Raw genomic sequence first — 17,107 nt, 5'->3', positions numbered from 1 at the left:
ATGCCCCGCGGGCAGGTTTTCAGCATAGCTGAAAATTAATCTTTATTTTTCAAGAAAACAAGCGGGGTTCGGCGGCTGAAGCAGAACCGGGAGGCCCGATACAGAAGACAACAGGAGGTTTCTTATGATACTTGCATGCCATAATCTCAATAAAGCTTTCGGTGGACAGGTCATTGTCAGAGACGGCTCTTTTCATATAGAAGACAGAGAAAAAGCGGCTCTGGTCGGAGTAAACGGGGCCGGAAAATCCACCATTCTTAAGATGATCGTAAAGGAAGAGCCAGCCGACAGCGGTGAAATTGTAGTTACAAAAGGGAAAACTCTCGGATATCTCGCACAGCAGCAGAAACTCGAGGGCGGCCGCTCCATATATGAGGAAGTAAAGACAGCAAAGGCTGATATTATCGAGTTGGAAAATCAAATCCGTGCTATTGAAAAGGAATTGAAGTCTCTGAGCGGTGATGCCCTTCAGAGCAGGCTCGATACCTATCATCGCATGATGTCCGCGTTTGAGGCACAGAATGGGTATGCTTACGAAAGCGAGCTGACAGGCGTCCTCAAAGGACTTGGGTTTCAGGAGGAGGATTTTGACAAAAAAACGGACACCCTTTCCGGAGGGCAGAAAACAAGGGTTTCCCTGGGAAAACTGCTCCTCACAAAACCCGATATCCTGCTTCTGGATGAGCCCACAAACCATCTGGATTTAAATTCCATCACCTGGCTTGAGACCTATCTGCTGAACTACCCCGGCGCCGTATTTATCGTCTCCCATGATCGTTTCTTCTTAAACAGAGTGGTCACAAAAGTGGTGGAGATCGAAAATGGGGCTGTCCGGATGTACGCCGGCAACTATAAGGCCTATGCGGACAAAAAACAACAGATCCGCGACGCCATGATGAAAGAATATCTGAACCAGCAGAGGGAAATCAAGCATCAGGAGGCCGTCATAGAAAAACTCCGGTCTTTTAACCGTGAGAAGTCCATCAAGCGCGCGGAAAGCCGTGAAAAACTGCTGGATAAGATGACGCTGGTCGATAAGCCCCAGGAGGCGGCGAAGGAGATCCATTTTTCCCTGGAGCCCTCTTGCCTGAGCGGCAACGACGTGCTTTCAGTGGAGGGGTTGTCTAAAAGCTTTGACAGTCAGACCTTATTTACGGATATCAGCTTTGATATCAGACGCGGCGAACATGTGGCTGTAATCGGTGACAACGGCACCGGGAAAACCACGCTGCTTAAGATTATCAACCAGGTGGTTCCCCCGGATACGGGCTCCTTTACTCTGGGGTCTAAGGTGAGAATCGGTTATTACGATCAGGAACACCATGTGCTGCACGACCAGAAAAATATATTTGACGAGATTTCGGATGACTATCCAACTCTGAATAATACGCAGATCAGAAATACGCTAGCCGCATTCCAGTTTACCGGTGATGACGTGTACAAACTGATCGGGGACCTGAGCGGCGGCGAGAAGGGACGCGTATCGCTGGCAAAACTGATGCTCTCCGAGGCCAATTTCCTAATCCTCGATGAGCCCACAAACCATCTGGATATCACATCAAAAGAGATATTGGAAAAAGCAGTCAACGACTATACCGGTACCGTCTTATACGTCTCACACGACCGCTATTTTATCAACCAGACAGCTACCCGCATATTAGAGCTGGTGAATCAGACCTTTGTAAACTATATCGGCAATTATGACTATTATCTGGAAAAAAAGGAAGAGCTGACGGCCGTCTATGCTTCCCCCGCAGCCAGGGGCACGGATGATTCCGGTATTCCGAAGGAATCTGTTTCAGACGCAAAGCTCAGCTGGCAGGAACAGAAGGAACAGCAGGCCAGGGAGCGCAAAAAACAGAATGAACTGAAAAAGACGGAAGAACGCATCACTGTACTGGAAGAAAGAAATGAAGAGATCGATGAACTGATGACCCATGAAGATGTGTATTCCAACTCGGTCAAATGCCAGGAACTTGCTGCAGAAAAGGCTTCCAATGAAGAGGAACTGGACATTCTCTATGAAAAATGGGGAGAACTTGCAGAATAAGAATAAAATGGGGAAGCTCACTTCAACGCTCCAACGCCTTTATAAAAAACGGACCGGCATGCAGATCTGCGTGCCGGTCCGTTTTTGCATCATTTAAATTGAAGTATCATTTATTTGATGACTTTTTAAGCATTGAATGAGGCAGATAAAATTTACAGCCTTGCTGCAATCGCTTTGATAAAGTCTTCACTGTTGAGAACAGTCGGATTCTCAATCGTTGTAATCAGTGCCAGATCCTTTGTCATGTTTCCGGATTCTATGGTGTCAATGGTCGCTTTTTCCAGTCTGTCCGCAAATGCCATCAGATCATGGTTTCCATCCAGTTCTCCGCGCTTTCTTAAGGCTCCGGTCCATGCAAAAATAGTTGCAACTGAATTGGTGGATGTCTCCTCTCCCTTGAGGTGCTTGTAATAGTGGCGCTGTACGGTTCCATGGGCCGCCTCATATTCATAATAACCGTCGGGAGACACAAGCACGGATGTCATCATAGCGAGTGATCCGAATGCAGAGGATACCATGTCGCTCATGACGTCGCCGTCGTAGTTCTTGCACGCCCAGATATATCCGCCCTCTGATTTCATAACACGTGCTACTGCATCATCAATCAGTGTGTAGAAATACTCGATCCCGGCTGCCTTGAATTTTTCATCGTATTCTGCATCATAGATTTCCTGGAAAATGTCCTTGAATGTGTGGTCATATTTTTTGGAAATTGTATCTTTTGTCGCAAACCAGAGATCCTGTTTTGTATCCAGCGCATAGTTGAAGCAGCTTCTTGCAAAGCTTTCGATGGACTGGTTGATATTGTGCATGCCCTGCACGATACCCGGGCCGTCAAAATTATGTACGAGCTCTTTTGTCTCTGTCCCGTCTTCCGCCGTATAGACAAGTTCTACCCTGCCTGCGCCCGGAATCTTCATCTCTGAACCCTTGTATACATCACCGTATGCATGACGGGCAATGGTAATCGGCTTTTTCCAGTTCTTAACACATGGCTCAATTCCTTTTACGACGATCGGCGCGCGGAAAACTGTACCGTCCAGAATGGCACGGATGGTCCCGTTCGGGCTCTTCCACATTTCCTTCAGGTCATATTCATCCATACGTGCAGCATTCGGGGTGATGGTTGCGCACTTAACAGCTACTTTGTACTTCTTTGTAGCATTCGCGGAATCCACGGTTACCTGGTCATTTGTTTCATTTCTATATTCCAGGCCCAGATCGTAATATTCCGTATTCAGCTCGATGTAAGGCTCCAGAAGATTATCTTTAATCATCTTCCAGAGGATTCTTGTCATCTCATCCCCGTCCATCTCAACAATCGGTGTACTCATCTTAATCTTTTCCATCTTAACTGTCTCCTCCTAATATTTCTTCATACATTATTTTGCGGCTTGCTGCAAACCAGCCCCGCAGGGGCATGAATTACGGGATGCCCATGGGTATAACCTTGTTTTTTAAGGTTCTGTATGACATGCAGAATATGCTCGTTGGCGAGCTGCTCCGCAAGGTCTGCATCTTTATCCCGGATTGCGCGCAGAATCTGCTTATGCTCCCGGATCGACTTTCTGGCCCGTTCTTCTGAGACTACGGAAGATCTCCGCGCCAGTTGGACATATTTGTGGAAATCCGTCAGTACATGGCTGAGTATCTTGCTGTTTGAAGCCTCATATAAAATCGCATGGAACTTGCCGTCCAGTTCAGCCACCTGATCCGCACTGCCTCCGCCCTCTTTTTTCATATGAAACTCGGAAAGGAGTATAATCTCGTCCAGCTCATCCAGCTGCTCGTCCGTAATGTTTTCTGTAGCCCATCTCGCGCACAGCCCCTCCAGCATAGAGCGGATCATATAGATGTCGCTTACATCCTTCGAAGATATTCCCGTCACATATGCCCCCTTGTTAGGGATGATAGAGACAAGGCCTTCCAATTCAAGCTGCCTCAGCGCCTCTCGCACGGGCGTACGGCTGACCCCCAGTTCTTTCCCGATCGTATTTTCCCTTAACTCATCGTGTTCCTTATACTTTCCCTTCAAGATATCGTCACGGATTCTCTGAAAAACACGGCTGCCTAAGGAATGGTCCTGATATTCTTCCATTTTGCTTTTATGTCCTCCCAAGTCAGAGTTTTATATGCAGTTCACTGCATACACTGTCTATTTTGGCAACTAATTCGTCATCTGTCAAGACTGTAACGCGACCTTCTTCATATTCTTTGTCCACCCAGGTCTTTAATGCCAGCACAAGCTCTGAATTTTTATCCACCTGCCGTTCTGCCGGAAGCTTGTAGTATGCGTTAATCCAGTATGCTATTCCTGCAATACCGGACGTATTGGAGACAGATACAAGCGCCGGGCGGTTTAGATATTTGTCGGTATCAAAAATATTATAAATTTCTTCGTTTTTGAGCATTCCATCCGCATGAATCCCGGCGCGGGTTACATTAAAATTCTTCCCGACAAACGGCGTTCTGGAGGGAACCCGGTATCCGATCTCTTTTTCATAGTACTCCGCCAGCTCTGTGATTACAGTTGTATCCATTCCATCCAGCGTCCCTCTGAGCTGTGCGTATTCAAATACCATCGCTTCAAGCGGAGTATTTCCCGTACGCTCTCCAATTCCGAACAGGGAACAATTCACCCCGCATGCGCCGTACAGCCAAGCCGTAGTCGAATTATTGACCGCCTTATAGAAATCATTGTGCCCATGGAATTCAATCAATTCACTTGGAACACCAGCATGTGTCATCAGTCCATAGATAATCCCCGGTACGGATCTCGGAATCACTGCCCCCGGAAAATTCACCCCATATCCCATGGTATCACAGACACGGATCTTAACCGGTATCTGATACTCTTCCATAAGCTTCATCAGCTCCAGACAGAAAGGGATTACGAATCCATAAATATCAGATCTCGTAATATCTTCCAGATGGCATCTCGGTTTCACTCCCGTCTCCATACACTCCCTTACAACAGAAAGGTAATGATCCAGAGCTTCCCTGCGGTTCATCTTCAGTTTATAAAATATGTGATAATCAGAGCAGCTCACCAGAATCCCCGTTTCCTTCAGCCCGATCTCCCTCACCAGTTCAAAATCTTTCTTATTCGCCCGGATCCAGCTTGTAACTTCCGGAAATTCATATCCCTTCTCCAGACATTTATAAACCGCATCCCGGTCTTTATTACTATACAAAAAAAATTCACTCTGCCTGATCTTACCCTTAGGCCCGCCAAGCTTATGTAAATAATCAAAAATCGTAACAATTTGTTCTGTTGTATAGGGGGCACGTGACTGCTGTCCGTCACGGAACGTCGTATCCGTAATCCAGATTTCGTCCGGCATATTGTGAGGCACAATCCTGTCATTAAAAGCAATCTTCGGAATCTCATCATAGTGGAACAAGTTGCGGAACACATTAGGCGAGTCCACATCCACCAGCTGATACATATGCTCTTCCAGTTCCAAAAGATTTGTGTGTTTGTTCAAAAATACTTTTCTGTCTTCCATTCTACCATTACCTCCTATATATCCAGTTAACACCCCGCAGCACTTCAATTCTGCAGATTACATCCACGTATAATTGTATACAATTATACATTCTGTGTCAATAGTAATTTATTTAGCGTCTTCCGGATGCCAGGCAGCATAAAGAAAAAAGAGGGAAAACCAGGTCTGCCCCGGTTTTCCTTCTTTTTCATTTACTCCACTTTGCAGCCGGAAGGCGTATCCCGACACTTCTGTGCCCGTTTTCTACGCGATCCATTCAACTACTAAAGAATAACTCTCACTTTAAGAACCCCTTCGATACTGCCAAGTTCTTCTTTTACAGCCTCAGATACATCTCCGTCTACGTCGATCATGGTATAAGCATATTCTTTTCTGCTCTTATTTGCCATCAATGAGATGTTTAATTTTTCTTTTGCGAGCAGTGCCGTGAACTGTCCGAGCATGTTTGGTATATTATGATGCAGGATGGTGATTCTGGATCCCTCACCTTTCTGTCCCATATCACAATCGGGGTAGTTTACGGAATGTGTAATATTACCATTTTCCAGGTAATCAATGGTTTCCTTGACTGCCATTTTTGCACAGTTGTCTTCGGATTCCTCTGTGGAAGCTCCGAGGTGTGGAATTACAATTGCCCCTTTAACTCCTGTGACCTCCGGTGTTGGAAAGTCTGTTACATAACATTTCACGTTTCCTGCTACAAGGGCATCAACCATGTCCTCACTGTTTACGAGCACATCTCTTGCAAAATTCAGGATGACCACATCTTTTTTCATCAGGCTGATCGTGTCTTTGTTAATCATGCCCTTCGTATCTTCCAGGGCCGGTACATGGATCGTGATATAATCACATTCTTTATAGAGCTCATCTACCGTTTTTGCATGGTGGATATTACGTGAAAGCTTCCATGCAGCGTCGACGGATACATATGGGTCATAACCGTATACTTCCATTCCGAGATGCGTTGCAGCATTTGCTACCAGAACTCCGACTGCTCCGAGACCTATGACGCCCAATTTTTTGCCTTCCAGCTCTGTCCCGGCAAAGGCCTTTTTCTTTTTTTCGGTCATCTTGGCGATGTCCCCGTCCTCTTCATTCTCCTGAACCCAGCTAATACCGCCTATTATGTCACGTGCTGCAAGAAGCATTCCCGCGATCACAATTTCTTTAACACCATTGGCATTGGCGCCAGGAGTGTTAAATACAACGATTCCCTTTTCTGCACATTTGTCCAGCGGGATATTGTTAACGCCCGCACCTGCGCGTGCGATGACTTTCAGGCTGCTGCTGAAATCCATATCATGCATTCCTGCGCTTCTTACAAGGATAGCGTCCGCCTCCCCTGCGTCATCTGTTCTTACATAGTTTTCATTAAATTTTTCCAGTCCCACCTGGGCTATTGGATTCAGGCAATTATACTTATACATTTTACAGATTCTCCTCCTCAAACTTCTTCATAAATGCAACGAGTGCTTCTACACCCTCATATGGCATTGCATTGTATATGCTGGCACGCATGCCGCCCACGCTTCTGTGGCCTTTCAGATTCTCCAGGCCTGCAGCTTTCGCCTCTTTAACAAACTTGGCATCCAATTCGGCATTTCCTGTAACAAAAGGCACATTCATCAGAGAACGGTCCTTTGGCTCAACGGTGCCTTTGAACATCTTGCTCTGATCCAGGAAATCATACAGAAGCGCTGCTTTCTTTTCGTTGCGGGCCTTCATTGTCTCCAGGCCTCCCATGCTCTTGAGCCATTGAAATACCTTTCCGCAAATGTAGATACCATATGCCGGAGGGGTATTGTAAAGGGACTTCGCGTCTGCGTGCGTCTTATATGTAAGCATGGTCGGTGTGCCGGGCAGTACGTCCTCCGTAATTAAATCTTCACGGATAATAACGATCACAACGCCTGCAGGCCCGATATTCTTCTGGACTCCCCCGTAAATCACTCCATATTTACTTACGTCCACTGGTTCAGACAGGAAGCAGGATGATACGTCGGCAACCAGAGTTTTGCCTTTTGTATTCGGAAGTTCTTTAAATTTGGTACCGTAAATTGTATTGTTTTCACAAATATAGACATAATCTGCATCCTCTGAAACCGGAAGGTCAGAGCAATCTGGTATATATGAGAACGTCTTGTCTTCAGAAGATGCTATTTTGTTAACTTTACCGTATTTTGCGGCTTCACTGGCAGCTTTTTTCGCCCACTGTCCTGTCACAATATAGTCAGCCACCTTATTTTTCATAAGGTTCATCGGTATCATGGCAAACTGCTGGGAGGCTCCTCCCTGCAGAAACAGGACTTTATAGTTGTCAGGAATATTCATAAGCTCTCTCAAGTCAGCCTCTGCTGATGTAATGATCTCCTCGAAAGCCTTTGAGCGATGACTCATTTCCATGACCGACATGCCGGTTCCCTTGTAATCCAACATTTCTTCTGCTGCTGATTTTAATACTTCTTCCGGTAAAACTGCCGGCCCTGCTGAAAAATTGTACACTCTACTCATTTCAAATTTCCTCCTGCACTTTTTATGCTTCATCATTGATAAGTTTCATTACAACTCAAGCCATCTCTGTCCTCTTGGGATACTAATGGCTGATATCGCTCTCGTCAAAAGCTTCGCTGATTGCAGCTCCCGGAGCTACCATGGGCCATACTTTATCATCACTGTCGATCTGGCAGTCGATGACAACCGGCTTGTTCAGCGTTAAGGCTTTCGCAAATGCTGCCTGGAATTCATCCTTTGTGGTTGCGCGGATCCCTTCCGCCCCCATGGCCTCCGCCAGCTTCACAAAATCCACCGCATCGTTCAGAACGGTGGCGGAATAGCGCTGCTCATAAAACAGGTTCTGCCACTGGCGGACCATGCCGAGCACATGATTGTTAATCACAACCTGTATGACGGGAATCCGGTGCCGCACCGCTGTGGCTATTTCATTCATATTCATACGGAAACAGCCGTCTCCTGCGATATTAACCACAACGCTGTCCGGACATCCGGTCTTCGCCCCAAGAGAAGCTCCCAGGCCGTATCCCATCGTTCCCAGACCACCGGAGGTCAGGAAGGTCCGCGGCTTTGTATACTTGTAATACTGTGCGGCCCACATCTGATGCTGGCCGACCTCTGTTACTACGATGGCATCCCCTTTTGTCTGTCTGTAGATTTCTTCTACGACATAGGGTCCTGTCAGTACGTCCGTATGGTAATTGAGCGGGTATTTTCCTTTGTATTCCTGTATTTTACTCATCCATTCTGGGTGGCACTGCTGTTTTAAGCCTGCATTTATCTTCTTCAGGACTTCTTTGATGTCGCCCACCACACCTGCGGTAATGATGACGTTCTTATTCATCTCAGCCGCATCGATATCAATTTGAAGAATCTTTGCATTCTTTGCAAACTTCCTGGTATTGCCGGTCACTCTGTCGCTGAACCTTGCGCCGATAACAATCAACAGGTCGCATTCGCTGACCCCGTAATTGGACGTCTTGGTCCCGTGCATGCCAAGCATGCCCGTATATCTCCCATCGGTTCCCGGAAATGCGCCCTTGCCCATAAGTGAATCCGTGACCGGCGCGTCAACTTTATGAACAAACTCAGTCAGTTCTTCACTTGCACCCGATAAAACGGCTCCGCCGCCGACAAAGATATAAGGGCGCTTTGCCTTATTAATCATGCTGATTGCTGTCTCCACTTCTTTGTCAGAGATTTCCTCAGCCCCCATGGGGATGACGGGAGTAATTGCTTCACGCTTATAATCGGTTTTCTCACCGGTCACATCTTTCGGAATATCAATCAGCACCGGACCGGGACGGCCTGTCTGCGCGATTCTGAATGCCTTGCGGATCGTCCCGGCCAGCTTACTGACATCTTTTACAATATAGTTGTGCTTTGTAATCGGCATTGTAATGCCTGCAATATCAATCTCCTGAAAACTATCCTTGCCAAGCAGGGATACGCCGACATTACAGGTAATTGCAACAACCGGGATGGAATCCATATAAGCCGTAGCGATGCCGGTAACCAGGTTCGTGGCTCCCGGTCCGCTTGTGGCAAAGCAGACACCAACTCTGCCCGTCGCTCTCGCATATCCGTCTGCGGCATGCGCAGCCCCCTGTTCATGGGAGGTCAGGATATGCGTGATCTCATCACTGTGTTTATATAAAGCGTCATAAACGTTTAGGATCGCGCCGCCCGGATACCCGAAAACAATATCCACACCCTGCTCCTTCAGACATTCAATGACGATTTCTGCTCCAGTTAAATGCATTGATAAGGACCTCCTAATTTGTCTTTGGCACTTCCAGTATTGCCCCTCTGTTGCCGGATGTAACCATAGATGCGTATCTTGCCAGGTATCCGGTCTTAATCTCCGGCTCCTTTGGCTGCCATTTAGCTCTTCTGGCAGACATCTCTTCATCTGAAACTTCCAGTTCCAGCTTCAGCTCAGGGATATTGATCTTTATAATATCTCCCTCCTCTACCAGCGCAATCGGTCCGCCCACAGCAGCTTCCGGTGACACATGCCCGATGGATGCGCCGCGGGATGCGCCGCTGAAACGTCCGTCCGTAATGAGCGCCACGGTAGATCCAAGCCCGTATCCTGCAATTGCAGAGGTCGGGTTGAGCATCTCCCTCATGCCCGGGCCTCCTTTTGGACCTTCATAGCGGATGACAATAACATCCCCCGGGTTGATCTTACCTGTCTTAATCGCCTCGGTGGCAGCCTCATCGCTTTCAAAAATTCTGGCAGGCCCTTCATGTACCAGCATCTCCGGAACAACTGCGGAACGCTTAACCACGCTTCCGTCAGGTGCAAGATTTCCCTTGAGCACTGCAATTCCGCCGGTTTCGCTGTAAGGATTTTCAATCGGCCGGATGACTTCCGGATTGAGATTCGTACAGCCTGCAATATTCTCACCCACAGTTTTACCTGTCACAGTCATACAATCCGTATGCAGCAGGCCTTTTTTATTTAACTCATTCATAACGGCGTACACTCCGCCCGCCTCATCCAGATCTTCAATGTATGTATGGCCTGCGGGTGCAAGATGACACAGATTCGGCGTTTTTTCACTGATTGAATTTGCAAATTCAATTTCAAAGTCCATTCCGATCTCATGAGCGATAGCGGGAAGGTGAAGCATACTGTTTGTAGAGCAGCCCAGAGCCATATCTACGGTTAATGCATTAAGAATGGCCTCCTCCGTAATAATATCTCTTGGCCGGATATTCTTTTTCACCAGCTCCATTACCTGCATGCCCGCATGTTTAGCCAGCTGCAGCCTTGCGGAGTAGACAGCCGGGATCGTTCCGTTCCCACGCAGCCCCATACCAAGAGCCTCCGTCAGACAGTTCATGCTGTTGGCTGTGTACATACCCGAACAGGAACCGCATGTAGGGCATGCTTTATTTTCAAACTCACATAAATCCTCTTCAGACATTGTTCCTGCCGCATAGGATCCAACAGCCTCAAACATGCTGGAAAGACTGGTTTTTCCGCCCTTTACATGTCCTGCGAGCATGGGCCCTCCGCTGACAAAAATCGTCGGGATGTTGATTCTGGCCGCGGCCATCAAAAGGCCCGGCACATTTTTATCACAATTTGGGATCATCACAAGCGCGTCAAACTGATGCGCCATTGCAAGCGCTTCTGTTGAATCAGCGATCAGGTCTCTTGTGACAAGGGAATACTTCATTCCCACATGCCCCATGGCAATCCCGTCACAGACAGCGATTGCCGGAACCATAATAGGGGTTCCTCCTGCCATCGCCACGCCCATTTTAACTGCCTCAGTGATCTTATCCAGATTCATATGCCCTGGCACAATCTCATTGTAGGAACTGACTACGCCCACAAGCGGTCTGTCCATTTCCTCCTGCGTCATTCCCAGCGCATGAAACAAAGAACGGTGGGGCGCCTGCTGGCTTCCCTTTGTTACTGTATCACTTCTCATAGTTTTAAAACCTCCTTTTCTACTTATGCCATTACTCCTGCTGTTATAACTCTGATCTACCTAAATGTTTATATAGGAACAGATCTTGTCACCCATCTCACTGGTGCCAATCTGTGTATTTCCTTCCGACATAATATCAATCGTGCGAAGCCCGTCTTTTAATACTTTTGAGACTGCATTTTCGATGGCGTCAGCTTCCTTATCCAGATCAAATGAGAACCGGAGCATCATTGCCGCCGACAGAATTGTAGCAATCGGATTGGCAATCCCCTTGCCCGCAATATCAGGAGCGGAACCGCCGCTTGGCTCATAAAGCCCGAACTTTGTCTCATTAAGGCTGGCTGATGCAAGCATACCGATTGATCCGGTAACCATACTTGCCTCATCCGACAAGATATCCCCAAACATATTCTCCGTCAATATCACGTCAAACTGGCTCGGATCCTTAACCAACTGCATTGCGCAGTTATCCACCAGCATGTTTTCCAAAACCACCTCCGGATAATCGGCAGCCACTTCCTCTACTACCTTTCTCCACAATCTGGAAGAGTCCAGTACATTCGCCTTATCCACGCTCGTCACTTTCTTCCTGCGCTTCATAGCAATATCAAATCCCCGTTTTGCAATACGGCGTATTTCCGTTTCATTATATGTAAGTTCATCATATGCAGTCATAACCCCGTCCACTTCCACGGTCTTTCTCTGTCCAAAATAAAGCCCGCCGGTCAATTCCCGCATAATCATCATATCAAACCCTTTTGCTGCGATCTCTGCTTTCAGAGGACACGCCTCCCTCAGCTCATCATACAGCACAGCCGGCCTCAGATTTGCAAAAAGATTCAATTCCTTCCGAATCCTCAGAAGCCCGGCCTCCGGTCTTTTAGATGGTTCCAGCTGATACCACGGAGAAGTTGCGGCATCTCCGCCGATAGACCCCATCAGCACCGCATCACTTGCCTTGGCAAGCGCAATCGTCTCATCCGTAAGAGGCACGCCATTCACATCAATAGATGCCCCTCCCATCAAAAGCTGCGTATAACAGAACTCATGCCCGAATACCGCTCCCACTTTATCCAGAACCTTCATCGCTTCCGTCACGATCTCCGGCCCAATACCGTCCCCTTTAATCACTCCGATGTTCAGTCTCATACCTAATACTTCCTTCCAAATATATATGTAATAGAATAAAAATGCTAATTTTTATCATACCGTATTTTTCGCCACGTTTCAACCCTTTAATGCGAAAAATGGAGGGATTGGAGGGATTGCGCAAGGGTGGACGCCGTCGTCAGGGGAAGGAGGGGCAGCTGAGGGCGGAATTGGAGGATAAGCAGCTCTAAATTAAAAAGGGCGGGAAAATGCCGGGCACCGCAGGCATTTAAGCCGAATTCCGATGAATTCGCCTTGCAGGCCTGCTTGGAACCAGGCTTTGTGAGCCTGGTTCCAGCCCGCATTTTCCCGCCCTTTTTAATGAAGAGCTGCTAATCCCCAAAAGAGCCTGCAGCCGCCCCTCCTTCCCCTGCCGCCGGCTGGTTCATCCGGCCGGCACGTACAATTCCATCCCATGTAGGATTTCGAAGTGGGAGCAGCGGATGTGCCCTGGCAAAGTGTATCTTTCACCAGACGGGATATTATCAGATCAGCAAATTTTCCTTCGTCTCCTACCAAAATAGCCCCTAGAAGCCAGCCCAATCCGCTGCCCTCCCCGCCGCCTTTCACCTGCTGAATAGTCGTCCACCCGCTCGGATGAGCCTAGCCCGTCAGGGAACACATGGTGATTCCCGGGGCATCAAAGTGCGCGTTAGAAACACTTATAGCGAAAAAGCAGCAGCTGATGGATGAAAACTGATTACCAAATCAGTTTTCAAAGCCGCCTGAGCTTAGAAATCATCAGATTTCTAAGTGAATGCGGCTGGTTCCATCAGCTGCTGCTTTTTCGCTGTTAGTGTTTCTTCGCAAACGGCCTGCCCCGGGAATCACCATGTGTTCCCTGACGGGCGCCCCTCACCCCGCGTCTCCCCGCCTATTCAGCACTAGGCTTCTCGATCTGAGCAATTGCCGCTTTCTGCATTGGTATCCTGCAGTTTTTATTGTTCCCAAATTCTACGATTACATCGTCATCTGTGATATCAATAATTACCCCATAAAAACCGCTTGTTGTCAAAGCGGTATCGCCTACTTCCATTGTGGAAAGCATTGCCTGTACTCTCTTCTGCTCTTTCTTCTGAGGGCGCATAAGCAAAAACCACATACCACCAATAATAACAACATAGATCAGGATAATACCACCCATCCCTGTTGCTCCGCCTGCCGCTAATAATCCATTCATTTTAAATCCTCCTAATTACTATCTCTACAAACAATAAGTTAACTATACACAAAATTGGACAAATCTTCAAGTATCTTTTGGAATTTCTCTAAATTTTTATGCCTCTTTCATACCTTCCATTCCATCCAGCTTCTTTTTCTTATACGCTTTATACTCGCCGGCTTCAATGGCTGCCCTGATTTCTTCCATCATCGTGTTATAGAAATAGAGGTTGTGCAGGACGCACAGGCGCATGCCCAGCATTTCTTTTGCCTTGAGGAGATGGCGGATATAGGCTCTGCTGTAGCTTCTGCAGGCGGGGCACTGGCATCCTTCCTCAATGGGACTGTCGTCCAGTTCAAATTTTGCATTAAACAGGTTTAGTTTTCCGTGGTTTGTGTAGACATGTCCGTGTCTTCCGTTCCTTGTCGGATAAACACAGTCAAAGAAATCCACCCCCCGGTCTACGCCCTCGAGTATGTTGGCCGGCGTACCCACGCCCATCAGATAAGTCGGCTTTTCCAGCGGAAGGTAAGGTACAACGGCATCCAGAATACGGTACATGTCTTCATGGCTTTCCCCTACCGCAAGGCCTCCCACTGCATATCCGTCCAGTTCGAGTTCTGTGATCTGTTTGGCATGCTCAATCCGGATGTCCTCGTAGATACCGCCCTGGTTGATGCCGAACAGCATCTGCTGCGGATTGATCGTATCGGGCAGGGAATTCAGGCGTGCCATCTCCGTCTTGCACCGCCGCAGCCAGCGGGTCGTTCTTGCAACGGAATCCGTCATATACTCTCTGTCTGCCACACTGGAGGGACATTCGTCAAATGCCATTGCAATTGTAGAAGCCAGGTTTGATTGGATCTGCATGCTTTCTTCCGGCCCCATAAAAATCTTTCTTCCATCTATATGGGAATGAAAATGAACGCCTTCTTCCCTGATCTTACGCAGATCTGCAAGGGAAAATACCTGGAACCCGCCGGAGTCCGTCAGAATCGGCTTGTCCCATTTCATAAATCTGTGAAGCCCGCCCAGCTTCTTAACAACTTCATCACCTGGGCGTACATGAAGATGATACGTATTGGAAAGCTCCACCTGTGTCTTAATTGTCTGAAGATCATCTGTGGAAACGGCGCCCTTAATGGCTGCCGCGGTGCCCACATTCATAAATACCGGAGTCTCTATCGCTCCGTGAACCGTATGAAAACGGCCCCGCTTAGCAAGACCGTCCCGTTTTAATAATTCGTACATAGTAACCTCATCTGTTATATAATTTTTCAAGCACTTAATAATGTATGATCACAGGTGTGCCCATACCGATCATATTGAATAAAGCCTCAGCCTGGCCGTATGGCATGTTTATACATCCATGGGAACCAATGCTTGTATACAGCGAACCTCCGAATCCCGGCTGCCACGTCGCATCGTGGAACCCAATTCCGCTCCAGGTCACACGCATCCAGAAGCTGACCGGCGTCTCGTATTCCGGTTCTCCTGTACTCGGGTCAATCTCACCGACCAGTGTCTTGTTCCGCTGGATCTCCAGAATATTGTAGACTCCCGCAGGGGTTTCCTTCTCCGGCGAAGGGTAACCTGTAACTACATCCGTCTCAAGCGCAACGGCGCCGTCTACAATATACCACATATGCTGGGCAGACAGATCCACTTCCGCATAGGTGTTCCCCCAGTCCGCAGGCGCATGTGCAGCTGCTGTCTGATAGTAAGCCGGTTCTTTTTCTACCGTTTCCCCATTCTTGATGCTGTTGGTCAGCGCTTCGAATTCGGTATCCTCATCAATGGACCAGCCATAAGTGCCTCCGGATACTTCCGCGCTCTTTCCGGTTGGAGTAACGATTGTCCTGGTTGTCCCCACTGTATCGTATTTGTCACCAAACTCTGTCAGCCAGGATTTGACCGCTTCTTCGTTAAAAGTTACGTTCATATTCTCATCGGCGGTAACCCATGTGGATATCAGTGTCTTATCAACAACTTCCCGCTCGGTCATTGTATATGTAATACTTGCCTTACAGTAGCTATTCATGGTATCGCACGCCTTTTTTACTTCCTCGGACTCTGAGGTGAATCTTGGCTCTGCATAACATTTTTCTTTTTCCATATCCAGTTCCGTCTGAAACTCGGAAATATACCGGTGCACCTTTTCCTTCAGCACGTCCATATTTACTGCGGTGCCGATCACTTCCGGTTCTATGACAAACTTCTCTCCGTCAAACTTTGGATACGCGGACTGCGCAGGAACCTGTTCGGCAGTCACTGCCTGAAGGCTCTGTATCTTAGAATCCAGTGCAGACTGATCATAGGAAACCTCAACCGTCACTTTGGCCGAATTCTTTGAAAAGAACGCCGCCGGCCAGAGGAAACCATTCTGCTTTTTCAACGCCTGCTTAATATCATCATTTTCCTTGTAGGTTAATGAGATCTCGCTTCCGGCAATCGTGTCGGACTTATTGTCCTTTTCTTTGACTTCCAGCTGATAGCCATCGACCTGTTCTTTCATGTATGCCTCTACATCCGCAGGGGTCTTTCCTGAAAAATCATGCCCGTTAATCTCGGTGTTCATAAAGAAATGGCTCATAAAGAATACGGAGACACCGATATAGACCGCCGCTACAGCAGCCACAACGCTGCCTGTAATTATCCAGAGCTTTTTCATACTCTTCTTTTTTCTGCCTTTCTTTTTCCCAGACTTCTTATTTTTTTTCTTTGGCTCTTCCTCCTCGAAGATGTCTTCGAACTCTATCTCCTCATCTTCCTCCTCAAAATCATCGTCTTCCTCGTAGTCATCATCATAATACCTGCCGCTGTCTGTATCGTATGCCGCATCCTTCTGTGAGGAGGAACGGACCTCGATCACATCAGGAATCACCTGGGTTTTGGCTATATCCCGGGGCTGCTCCGCCTGCCCCCTGCCGGTATCAGTGCGGGCAGACTCTTCTTGCGGTTCCTCTTCCTCCTCTTCTTCATCGAAGAAGTAGTCCTCATCATCTTCATCTATCTCATCGTCCAGAAAATAATCCTCGGCTGTTTCATCGATCTCATCCTGGTAGTATTTCTCTTCTTTTTCTTTATCTTCTGGGTGAATGCTGTCTGAATTTGTCTTATTCCTATCGCTCATCTAGTATTACTCCCTCTTTTTTAATCAATATCTAGTCCACATTATATTACGAAACAGGGAAAATGTACAGTAAAAAAGTATGAATTTAAAGATAAATTAAGGATTGCACGATTATATATCTTCTTATATAATAAGTCTATGTGC

At 47.5% G+C, this 17,107-nt stretch carries 12 protein-coding genes; 1 reads left to right on the top strand and 11 read right to left on the bottom strand.

Annotated elements, in window-relative coordinates:
* The first annotated feature begins 124 nt into the window (after positions 1–124).
* Positions 125–2,050 (top strand): ABC-F family ATP-binding cassette domain-containing protein, encoded by a 1,926-nt coding sequence (locus ARB69_RS12810; protein WP_050642238.1) that lies wholly within the window; start codon positions 125–127, stop codon positions 2,048–2,050.
* A 152-nt stretch (positions 2,051–2,202) separates the two neighbouring features.
* On the opposite strand, the gene ARB69_RS12805 is transcribed toward ARB69_RS12810, so the two are convergent.
* From ARB69_RS12805 to ARB69_RS12750, 11 genes are all read right to left on the bottom strand, one after another.
* Positions 2,203–3,399 carry an NADP-dependent isocitrate dehydrogenase gene (locus tag ARB69_RS12805; RefSeq protein ID WP_050642237.1) on the bottom strand — a complete coding sequence of 399 codons (1,197 nt, stop codon included), beginning with the start codon at positions 3,397–3,399 and terminating at the stop codon, positions 2,203–2,205.
* Between the two features lie 26 nt (positions 3,400–3,425).
* Positions 3,426–4,148: a GntR family transcriptional regulator gene (locus ARB69_RS12800; RefSeq protein WP_242843895.1), complete on the bottom strand. Its 723-nt coding sequence runs from the start codon at positions 4,146–4,148 to the stop codon at positions 3,426–3,428.
* 22 nt (positions 4,149–4,170) lie between these two features.
* The gene (locus ARB69_RS12795; protein WP_050642236.1) at positions 4,171–5,559 is read right to left on the bottom strand and encodes a 2-isopropylmalate synthase; all 1,389 of its coding nucleotides are present in this window, start codon (positions 5,557–5,559) and stop codon (positions 4,171–4,173) included.
* 263 nt (positions 5,560–5,822) lie between these two features.
* Positions 5,823–6,986 (bottom strand): phosphoglycerate dehydrogenase, encoded by a 1,164-nt coding sequence (locus ARB69_RS12790; RefSeq protein ID WP_050642235.1) that lies wholly within the window; start codon positions 6,984–6,986, stop codon positions 5,823–5,825.
* A 1-nt stretch (position 6,987) separates the two neighbouring features.
* On the bottom strand, positions 6,988–8,070 hold the full coding sequence (serC, locus tag ARB69_RS12785) for a 3-phosphoserine/phosphohydroxythreonine transaminase (RefSeq protein WP_050642234.1): 1,083 nt from the start codon (positions 8,068–8,070) through the stop codon (positions 6,988–6,990).
* A gap of 82 nt (positions 8,071–8,152) precedes the next feature.
* Positions 8,153–9,832 carry a biosynthetic-type acetolactate synthase large subunit gene (ilvB, locus tag ARB69_RS12780; RefSeq protein ID WP_050642233.1) on the bottom strand — a complete coding sequence of 560 codons (1,680 nt, stop codon included), beginning with the start codon at positions 9,830–9,832 and terminating at the stop codon, positions 8,153–8,155.
* Positions 9,833–9,845: 13 nt separating this feature from the next.
* On the bottom strand, positions 9,846–11,519 hold the full coding sequence (gene ilvD, locus ARB69_RS12775; RefSeq protein WP_050642232.1) for a dihydroxy-acid dehydratase: 1,674 nt from the start codon (positions 11,517–11,519) through the stop codon (positions 9,846–9,848).
* A gap of 60 nt (positions 11,520–11,579) precedes the next feature.
* Complete coding sequence (leuB, locus tag ARB69_RS12770; RefSeq protein WP_050642231.1) at positions 11,580–12,668, bottom strand: 3-isopropylmalate dehydrogenase; 1,089 nt, start codon at positions 12,666–12,668, stop codon at positions 11,580–11,582.
* 874 nt (positions 12,669–13,542) lie between these two features.
* Positions 13,543–13,848: a preprotein translocase subunit YajC gene (gene yajC, locus ARB69_RS12760; RefSeq protein WP_025657375.1), complete on the bottom strand. Its 306-nt coding sequence runs from the start codon at positions 13,846–13,848 to the stop codon at positions 13,543–13,545.
* Positions 13,849–13,944: 96 nt separating this feature from the next.
* Positions 13,945–15,081 carry a tRNA guanosine(34) transglycosylase Tgt gene (gene tgt, locus ARB69_RS12755; protein ID WP_055153440.1) on the bottom strand — a complete coding sequence of 379 codons (1,137 nt, stop codon included), beginning with the start codon at positions 15,079–15,081 and terminating at the stop codon, positions 13,945–13,947.
* A gap of 34 nt (positions 15,082–15,115) precedes the next feature.
* Positions 15,116–16,963 (bottom strand): L,D-transpeptidase family protein, encoded by a 1,848-nt coding sequence (locus tag ARB69_RS12750; RefSeq protein ID WP_330377658.1) that lies wholly within the window; start codon positions 16,961–16,963, stop codon positions 15,116–15,118.
* Positions 16,964–17,107: the final 144 nt, after the last annotated feature.

Source organism: Faecalicatena contorta (assembly GCF_001404335.1).
Classification (GTDB): Bacteria; Bacillota; Clostridia; order Lachnospirales; family Lachnospiraceae; genus Faecalicatena; species Faecalicatena contortus_B.
The sequence above is the reverse complement of the archived record's forward strand: the minus strand, read 5'-3'. Positions and strand labels throughout refer to the sequence as shown.

Bases quoted from the DNA above. Each gene is read 5' to 3' on its own strand.
- ARB69_RS12810 (WP_050642238.1), top strand. From the start codon at position 125: ATGATACTTGCATGCCATAATCTCAATAAAGCTTTCGGTGGACAGGTC.
- ARB69_RS12805 (WP_050642237.1), bottom strand. From the start codon at position 3,399: ATGGAAAAGATTAAGATGAGTACACCGATTGTTGAGATGGACGGGGAT.
- ARB69_RS12800 (WP_242843895.1), bottom strand. From the start codon at position 4,148: ATGGAAGAATATCAGGACCATTCCTTAGGCAGCCGTGTTTTTCAGAGA.
- ARB69_RS12795 (WP_050642236.1), bottom strand. From the start codon at position 5,559: ATGGAAGACAGAAAAGTATTTTTGAACAAACACACAAATCTTTTGGAA.
- ARB69_RS12790 (WP_050642235.1), bottom strand. From the start codon at position 6,986: ATGTATAAGTATAATTGCCTGAATCCAATAGCCCAGGTGGGACTGGAA.
- serC (WP_050642234.1), bottom strand. From the start codon at position 8,070: ATGAGTAGAGTGTACAATTTTTCAGCAGGGCCGGCAGTTTTACCGGAA.
- ilvB (WP_050642233.1), bottom strand. From the start codon at position 9,832: ATGCATTTAACTGGAGCAGAAATCGTCATTGAATGTCTGAAGGAGCAG.
- ilvD (WP_050642232.1), bottom strand. From the start codon at position 11,519: ATGAGAAGTGATACAGTAACAAAGGGAAGCCAGCAGGCGCCCCACCGT.
- leuB (WP_050642231.1), bottom strand. From the start codon at position 12,668: ATGAGACTGAACATCGGAGTGATTAAAGGGGACGGTATTGGGCCGGAG.
- yajC (WP_025657375.1), bottom strand. From the start codon at position 13,848: ATGAATGGATTATTAGCGGCAGGCGGAGCAACAGGGATGGGTGGTATT.
- tgt (WP_055153440.1), bottom strand. From the start codon at position 15,081: ATGTACGAATTATTAAAACGGGACGGTCTTGCTAAGCGGGGCCGTTTT.
- ARB69_RS12750 (WP_330377658.1), bottom strand. From the start codon at position 16,963: ATGAGCGATAGGAATAAGACAAATTCAGACAGCATTCACCCAGAAGAT.